Annotated in this window: 12 protein-coding genes; all 12 read left to right on the forward strand. The window is 60.7% G+C overall.

Annotated elements, in window-relative coordinates; translation table 11 throughout:
• Positions 1-281: 281 nt before the first annotated feature.
• A complete protein-coding gene (gene rplN / locus DBR22_RS15915) occupies positions 282-650 on the forward strand; it encodes a 50S ribosomal protein L14 (protein ID WP_024366126.1) in 369 nt (122 codons plus the stop codon).
• A 3-nt stretch (positions 651-653) separates the two neighbouring features.
• A complete protein-coding gene (rplX, locus tag DBR22_RS15920; RefSeq protein WP_108599820.1) occupies positions 654-1,013 on the forward strand; it encodes a 50S ribosomal protein L24 in 360 nt (119 codons plus the stop codon).
• Positions 1,013-1,594 carry a 50S ribosomal protein L5 gene (gene rplE, locus DBR22_RS15925; RefSeq protein ID WP_108599821.1) on the forward strand — a complete coding sequence of 194 codons (582 nt, stop codon included), beginning with the start codon at positions 1,013-1,015 and terminating at the stop codon, positions 1,592-1,594. Before rplX ends, rplE begins: the two co-directional genes overlap by 1 nt.
• 95 nt (positions 1,595-1,689) lie before the next feature.
• Positions 1,690-2,088, forward strand: coding sequence for a 30S ribosomal protein S8 (rpsH, locus tag DBR22_RS15930; protein ID WP_056425243.1), 399 nt, complete (start codon positions 1,690-1,692; stop codon positions 2,086-2,088).
• A gap of 18 nt (positions 2,089-2,106) precedes the next feature.
• Complete coding sequence (gene rplF, locus DBR22_RS15935; protein WP_108599822.1) at positions 2,107-2,643, forward strand: 50S ribosomal protein L6; 537 nt, start codon at positions 2,107-2,109, stop codon at positions 2,641-2,643.
• 2 nt (positions 2,644-2,645) lie between these two features.
• The gene (gene rplR, locus DBR22_RS15940; RefSeq protein ID WP_108599823.1) at positions 2,646-3,029 is read left to right on the forward strand and encodes a 50S ribosomal protein L18; all 384 of its coding nucleotides are present in this window, start codon (positions 2,646-2,648) and stop codon (positions 3,027-3,029) included.
• Complete coding sequence (rpsE, locus tag DBR22_RS15945; RefSeq protein WP_066293261.1) at positions 3,026-3,754, forward strand: 30S ribosomal protein S5; 729 nt, start codon at positions 3,026-3,028, stop codon at positions 3,752-3,754. Before rplR ends, rpsE begins: the two co-directional genes overlap by 4 nt.
• Before the next feature lie 3 nt (positions 3,755-3,757).
• On the forward strand, positions 3,758-3,964 hold the full coding sequence (gene rpmD / locus DBR22_RS15950) for a 50S ribosomal protein L30 (RefSeq protein WP_108599824.1): 207 nt from the start codon (positions 3,758-3,760) through the stop codon (positions 3,962-3,964).
• A complete protein-coding gene (gene rplO, locus DBR22_RS15955) occupies positions 3,965-4,459 on the forward strand; it encodes a 50S ribosomal protein L15 (protein WP_108599825.1) in 495 nt (164 codons plus the stop codon).
• Between the two features lie 221 nt (positions 4,460-4,680).
• Positions 4,681-5,991, forward strand: coding sequence for a preprotein translocase subunit SecY (gene secY / locus DBR22_RS15960; protein ID WP_108599826.1), 1,311 nt, complete (start codon positions 4,681-4,683; stop codon positions 5,989-5,991).
• Positions 5,992-5,996: 5 nt separating this feature from the next.
• Positions 5,997-6,566 carry an adenylate kinase gene (locus DBR22_RS15965; protein ID WP_181365212.1) on the forward strand — a complete coding sequence of 190 codons (570 nt, stop codon included), beginning with the start codon at positions 5,997-5,999 and terminating at the stop codon, positions 6,564-6,566.
• 72 nt (positions 6,567-6,638) lie between these two features.
• A partial coding sequence (locus tag DBR22_RS24645) for a M24 family metallopeptidase (protein ID WP_258229244.1) occupies positions 6,639-7,064 on the forward strand: 426 nt, incomplete at its 3' end.

The following is a 7,064-nucleotide window of genomic DNA, read 5'->3' on the forward strand; positions in this document are numbered from 1 at the left end:
GATATGGGGGATCGGCTCGACTGTGCTAGGATATTGAGTTTGTATGGCGCCGTTCGTGCGCCGTCATCTACCTCGTAAACAATCGTGCCACGGCATAGTGCCCCCAAAGGCTTCGGACCTGTCCGGAACCGCCTGGGAAGCAAATGTTTTTGGCACGGGAGTTTAGGCCTGGTCTGGCAAAATCCAGGCAGGTCAAGAGACACCCCGATCAACCGTTCCGCAAGGCTCATTCCGTAGGAAGATTTTCGGTCTGAGAACCGGCGCGACGCAAGGAGTAAATAGTGATTCAGCAGGAGTCGCGACTCAAGGTCGCCGACAACACGGGTGCTAAGGAAATCCTTACCATTCGCGTTCTCGGTGGATCTGGCCGTCGCTACGCAGGCATTGGCGACGTTATCGTCGCCACCGTCAAGGACGCAATTCCGGGCGGCAACGTAAAGAAGGGCGATGTTGTCAAGGCAGTCATCGTCCGTACCAAGAAGGAACGCCGCCGTGCGGATGGTTCCTATATCAAGTTTGACGAGAACGCAGCTGTGATCCTGAAGGCTGACGGTGACCCCCGCGGTACCCGTATCTTCGGACCGGTTGGTCGTGAACTCCGTGACAAGAAGTTCATGAAGATCGTTTCTCTGGCTCCGGAGGTGCTTTAGTCCATGGCTAAGATCAAAAAGGGTGACCTGGTTCAGGTCATCACTGGCGCCAAGGCTGAGCGCGGCGGCGACAAAGGCAAGCAGGGCAAGGTTCTGCGCGTATTCCCCGAGACCAACCGCGTGTTGGTCGAAGGCATTAACCGCGTAACCAAGCACACCAAGGTCGGTCAGTCGCAGCGCGGCACCAAGACCGGTGGCATCGAGGTTGTTGAAGCCACGATCCACATCTCCAACGTGGCTCTGGTTGACCCGTCCACCAAGAAGCCCACCCGCGTCGGTTTCCGCACCGAGACCGTTGAGCGCAATGGCGTGAAGCGGGACGTGCGTGTCCGCGTGGCTAAGAGCTCCGGGAAGGACATCTAATGACTGAGACTCTCGAGACTCCGGCAACGAAGATCGTTCCTCGTCTGAAGACCAAGTACGCCGATTCCATCAAGAGCACGCTCGTTGAGGAATTCAAGTACAGCAACGTCAACCAGGTTCCCCGCCTGGTGAAGGTCGTTGTGAACATGGGTGTTGGAGATGCCGCCAAGGACTCCAAGCTGATCGACGGCGCTGTCCGCGATCTGACCCTGATCACCGGCCAGAAGCCGCAGGTAACCAAGGCCCGCAAGTCGATCGCACAGTTCAAGCTGCGCGAAGGCATGCCCATCGGCGCACACGCTACCCTGCGTGGAGACCGCATGTGGGAATTCCTGGATCGTCTGGTCACGCTGGCACTGCCCCGTATCCGCGACTTCCGCGGCCTCAGTGGCAAGCAGTTCGATGGCAACGGCAACTACACCTTCGGTCTGACCGAGCAGGTTATGTTCCACGAAATCGACCAGGACTCCATCGACCGCGTTCGTGGCATGGACATCACCGTCGTAACCACTGCCAAGACCGATGACGAAGGCCGCGCGCTGCTTAAGGCGCTTGGTTTCCCGTTCAAGGCCGAAGACTAATCTAACTACGTAACAGGTCCTTCGGGGCTGCCTAACGCAGGCAACTGCGCCAGGTGCACCGAGGAAACCGTTATGAGGAAGGGCAAGAGCCCACCATGACAATGACAGATCCTGTCGCAGACATGCTTACGCGTCTGCGCAATGCAAACTCGGCATACCACGATTCCGTGTCCATGCCGTACAGCAAGCTCAAGGCACGCGTTGCCGACATCCTGAAGGCTGAAGGTTACATCGCCTCCTGGAAAGAAGAAGACGCTGAGGTTGGCAAGAAGCTGACCCTCGAGCTCAAGTTCGGACCGAACCGCGAGCGTTCAATCGCTGGCGTTCGTCGTATTTCCAAGCCGGGACTGCGCGTTTACGCAAAGTCCACCAACCTCCCGCACGTGCTCGGTGGCCTGGGTGTCGCAATCCTGTCCACCTCTTCCGGCCTCTTGACTGATAAGCAAGCCGGCAAGAAGGGCGTGGGCGGCGAAGTCCTCGCCTACGTCTGGTAACGGGAAAGGAAGAGAATAATGTCACGTATTGGACGTCTCCCCATCACCGTTCCCGCCGGCGTTGAGGTCAAGGTTGACGGCTCTGTCGTCAGCGTCAAGGGCACCAAAGGCGAGCTGAACCACACTGTGGCCAGCCCGATCGAGGTTTCCCTGGATGCAGACACCCTGACTGTCGCCCGCCCGAACGACGAGCGCGCCTCCCGTTCACTCCACGGCCTGACCCGCACCCTGATCTCCAACATGATCGAGGGCGTTACCAAGGGCTACGAGAAGAAGCTTGAAATCGTTGGTACTGGTTACCGCGTTCAGGCCAAGGGATCTGACCTTGAGTTCGCTCTCGGCTACAGCCACCCGGTAAATGTTTCCGCACCGGACGGCATCACCTTTGCAGTTGAGACCCCGACCAAGCTCTCTGTTTCAGGAATCAACAAGCAGCAGGTCGGCGAGGTTGCTGCCAACATTCGCAAGCTGCGGAAGCCTGACCCGTACAAGGGCAAGGGCATCCGCTACGCAGGCGAAGTCATCCGCCGCAAGGTCGGAAAGGCTGGTAAGTAACCATGGCCATCTCAATCAATAAGAAGCGTACGAACAAGAGCAAGTCTGCTTCGCGCAGCCGCCGCCAGCTTCGTATCCGCAAGCGCATCTCCGGTACGGCTGTACGTCCTCGTCTGGTCGTCAACCGTTCCGCACGCCACGTATTCGTCCAGGTTGTCGATGACACCAAGGGCCTGACCGTAGCGAGCGCGTCCACACTGGAAGCCGATCTTCGTGCATTCGAAGGCGACAAGAAAGCCAAGGCCAAGCGCGTTGGCGAGCTCGTTGCCGAGCGGGCGAAGGCTGCCGGTATCGAAGCTGTTGTCTTCGACCGCGGTGGTAACAAGTACCACGGCCGGATCGCCGCCGTCGCTGACGGCGCACGTGAAGGTGGGCTGTCACTGTGACGGAAGCAAACAAGGAAAAGGACACTGTGTCTGCAGATCAGAAGGCGACTGAAGCCGTAGCTGCTCCGGCCACTGAGACCACTGCTCCCGCTGCTGCCGATGACCGCCGTGGTGGCGCTCGTCGTGGCGAGCGTGGAGACCGTGGCCAGGGCCGCGGCGACCGTGGTGGCCGTGGCGGCCGCGACGGCGGCCGTGAAGCTGAGAAGAGCCAGTTCGTAGAGCGCGTTGTCACCATCAACCGCGTTTCCAAGGTGGTCAAGGGTGGTCGTCGCTTCAGCTTCACCGCCCTGGTCGTCGTTGGTGACGGCAACGGTATGGTCGGCGTTGGCTACGGCAAGGCGAAGGAAGTTCCTGCCGCAATCGCGAAGGGCGTTGAAGAAGCTAAGAAGTCCTTCTTCCGCGTTCCCCGCATTGGCAACACCATTCCCCACCGCGTTCAGGGTGAGGCTGCTGCCGGCGTCGTAATGCTGCGTCCGGCTTCCGCCGGTACCGGTGTTATCGCCGGTGGTCCGGTCCGTGCAGTACTGGAGTGCGTGGGCATCCACGACATCCTCTCCAAGTCGCTCGGTTCCTCAAACGCCATCAACATCGTTCACGCGACCGTTGATGCCCTGAAGCGCCTCGAAGAGCCGGCAGCAGTGGCAGCACGCCGCGGCCTGCCCCTCGACGAGGTTGCTCCTCCGGCAATGGTGAAGGCTCTCCTGAACCAGAAGGCGGGTGTCTAAGTCATGGCTAAGAACCTGTTTCCCTCCGACCTGCAGTTGGAGATCACACAGATCAAGTCCGCCATTGGCGGCAAGCAGAACCAGCGCGACACCCTCCGGTCACTGGGCCTGAAGCGGATCGGACACACCGTTGTCCGCACCGCCGACGCCGTGACTGTTGGAATGCTCAACACGGTTCCGCACCTGGTAAAGGTAGAGGAGGCGAAGTAAATGGCAGAGAAGAACACTGCTGAGAAGGCACAGAGCGCCAACGCTGAAAAGCAGAACGCCCTGAAGGTTCACCACCTGCGTCCCGCCCCGGGTGCCAAGACCGCCAAGACCCGCGTTGGTCGTGGTGAAGGTTCCAAGGGTAAGACCGCCGGCCGCGGTACCAAGGGTACGAAGGCCCGCTACCAGATCAAGGCTGGCTTTGCCGGCGGCCAGCTGCCGCTGCACATGCGCCTGCCGAAGCTGCGCGGCTTCAAGAACCCGTTCCGGGTTGAGTTCCAGGTTGTAAACCTGGACAAGCTCAACGAGCTGTTCCCGGAAGGTGGCGCAGTCACCGTGGAGAACCTGGTCGAAAAGGGTGCCGTTCGCAAGAACCAGCCCGTCAAGGTGCTTGGCACCGGCGACATCACCGTCAAGGTTGACGTCACCGCCCACGCATTCTCGGCCAGCGCCGCAGAAAAGATTGCAGCAGCAGGCGGAAGCACCACCGCTCTCTAGTAGACGGTGGGCTGAAGCCCGTTGTGGAACTCCCGGGATGCGGGGCCCCAAAGGCCCCGTGTCCCGGGAGTTTTTTTCACATCCCCGCACCATGAATTCCCGGCCGACGCGCTCCCGGGGCGGCCTGCGGATTATTCGCAGGACACATCCACCCGTTAGACTCGGTTGTTGGGATTATTGATCCCCATCACACCACGCTTATTTACACCTCAGGAGGACGCGTGCTTAGCGCATTTGGCCGGGCCTTTCGCACGCCTGATCTGCGACGCAAGTTGTTGTTCACGCTGGGAATCATCACCATCTTCCGCTTGGGCGCTTTCATCCCCTCGCCTGGTGTGAATTACCAGAACGTCCAGCAATGTTTGCAAAGCGGTCAGACGGCAGGCGGGCTCTACCAGCTCGTCAACCTGTTCAGCGGTGGTGCCCTGCTTCAGGTGTCCATCTTCGCCCTGGGCATCATGCCGTACATCACGGCCAGCATCATTGTGCAGCTTCTCCGCGTGGTCATTCCCCGGTTCCAGGAGCTGTACGAGGAGGGCGCCTCCGGGCAGTCCAAACTCACCCAGTACACCCGGTACCTCACCATCGCCCTGGGCCTGCTGAACGCAACGACACTGGTGTCGCTGGCCCGTTCAGGACAGCTGCTGCCGGGCTGTGCGCTGCCGATCATCCCTGACAGCAGCATCATCACCACCATCCTGCTGATCATCACCCTCACAGCCGGCACCGGACTCATTATGTGGATGGGCGAACTCGTCACCGAGAAGGGTGTGGGCAACGGCATGTCGCTGCTCATCTTCACCTCCATCGCGGCGACTTTCCCCACGTCCCTGGGCGCCATCTGGAGCTCGCAGGGCCCGGGCACCTTCTTCATGGTCCTGGCCATCGGCCTGGTGACCGTGGGCCTCGTGGTGTTCGTGGAGCAGTCCCAGCGCCGCGTCCCGGTGCAGTATGCCAAGCGCATGATCGGACGCCGGACCGTGGGCGGCACCAGCACCTACATCCCCATCAAGGTGAACATGGCAGGCGTGATCCCCGTGATCTTCGCATCCTCCATGCTTTACCTGCCGGGTTTGATCTCACAGTTCAACCAGCCCAAGGCCGGCGAGGACCTGCAGCCGTGGGTTGAGTGGATCAACAACAACCTGACCCGAGGAGACCACCCGATCTACATGGCGCTGTACTTCGCCATGATCGTGTTCTTCACCTACTTCTATGTCGCGATCACCTTCAACCCTGAAGAGGTCTCGGACAACATGAAGAAGTACGGCGGTTTCATCCCGGGTATCCGTGCCGGCAAGCCGACGGCGGATTACCTGCAGTACGTGCTCTCCCGGATCACGCTCCCCGGAGCCCTGTACCTGGGCTTCGTGGCGCTGATTCCGCTGGTGGCACTGGTACTTATCAACGCGAACCAGAACTTCCCGTTCGGTGGCACCTCGATCCTGATCATGGTGGGCGTTGGCCTTGAAACCGTCAAGCAAATAGATGCGCAACTACAGCAACGTCACTACGAAGGGCTTTTGCGATGACGAAAATGTTGATTATTGGACCTCCCGGCTCGGGAAAAGGAACACAGGCGGAACGTATTTCCGAGCGCCTCGGCGTCGTGGCGATCTCCACCGGTGACATCTTCCGCGCCAACGTCAAAGGCGAGACGCCGCTTGGCATCGAAGCCAAGAAGTACATGGACGCCGGCGATTTCGTTCCGGACAGCGTGACCAACAAGATGGTCCGCGACCGCCTGAGCGAGTCCGACGTCGAGGGCGGCTTCCTGCTGGACGGCTACCCGCGCACCACCGCGCAGGTTGACTACCTCGACGGGATCCTCGCCACCAGCGAAGAGAAGCTCGACGTCGTCCTGCAGCTGACGGCCGACGACGAGGAACTCGTCCACCGCCTTCTGGGCCGTGCCAAGGAAACCGGACGCAGCGACGACAACGAAGCCGTCATCCGCCACCGGCTGGACCTGTACCACGAGCAGACTGAGGCCGTTGTGGCCAAGTATGCCGAGCGCGGCATCCTGACCCAGGTGGACGGCATCGGCGGCATCGACGAGGTCACCGACCGCGTCATGAATGCCATCAAGTCGGCTCAGGCCGCCTGACCAAGGCAAAGAACTTCGAGGCTCCTCCCGGCACCCGGGAGGAGCCTCAGCCATTTGAAAGAAGGACGCACCATGGCATTCGGCCAGCCCCGTATCGAATACAAGACCAACGCCCAGATGCGCATCATGCACGAGGCGGGCCTGGTCCTGAGCCGCGCGCTGGACGCCGCCCAGGCCGCGGCGGCGCCCGGAGTGACCACCAAACAGCTGGACGAGGCCTTCGCGGCCGTGCTGAACGAAGCAGGCGCCAAGTCCAACTTCCTGGGCTACCACGGCTTCCCCTCCACGATCTGCACGTCAGTGAACGAGGAAGTTGTCCACGGCATCCCGGGCGGGAAGGTCCTTAACGACGGCGACATCATCTCGATCGACGGCGGCGCCATTGTGAACGGCTGGCATTCGGACTCGGCGCGCACAGTCATTGTGGGCAAGGCAGATCCCGAGGACCAGCGGCTCTCCGACGTCACCCAGGCCGCCATGTGGCGCGGCATCGCGGCG

The sequence above is a fragment of the Arthrobacter sp. HMWF013 genome, assembly GCF_003061105.1.
GTDB lineage: Bacteria > Actinomycetota > Actinomycetes > Actinomycetales > Micrococcaceae > Arthrobacter.

What these genes read in the sequence shown, in the direction of transcription:
- DBR22_RS15965 (WP_181365212.1), top strand. Translation starts at nt 5,997, where the DNA reads ATGTTGATTATTGGACCTCCCGGCTCGGGAAAAGGAACACAGGCGGAA.
- rpsH (WP_056425243.1), top strand. Translation starts at nt 1,690, where the DNA reads ATGACAATGACAGATCCTGTCGCAGACATGCTTACGCGTCTGCGCAAT.
- rplX (WP_108599820.1), top strand. Translation starts at nt 654, where the DNA reads ATGGCTAAGATCAAAAAGGGTGACCTGGTTCAGGTCATCACTGGCGCC.
- rplO (WP_108599825.1), top strand. Translation starts at nt 3,965, where the DNA reads ATGGCAGAGAAGAACACTGCTGAGAAGGCACAGAGCGCCAACGCTGAA.
- rplF (WP_108599822.1), top strand. Translation starts at nt 2,107, where the DNA reads ATGTCACGTATTGGACGTCTCCCCATCACCGTTCCCGCCGGCGTTGAG.
- rpmD (WP_108599824.1), top strand. Translation starts at nt 3,758, where the DNA reads ATGGCTAAGAACCTGTTTCCCTCCGACCTGCAGTTGGAGATCACACAG.
- rplR (WP_108599823.1), top strand. Translation starts at nt 2,646, where the DNA reads ATGGCCATCTCAATCAATAAGAAGCGTACGAACAAGAGCAAGTCTGCT.
- rplE (WP_108599821.1), top strand. Translation starts at nt 1,013, where the DNA reads ATGACTGAGACTCTCGAGACTCCGGCAACGAAGATCGTTCCTCGTCTG.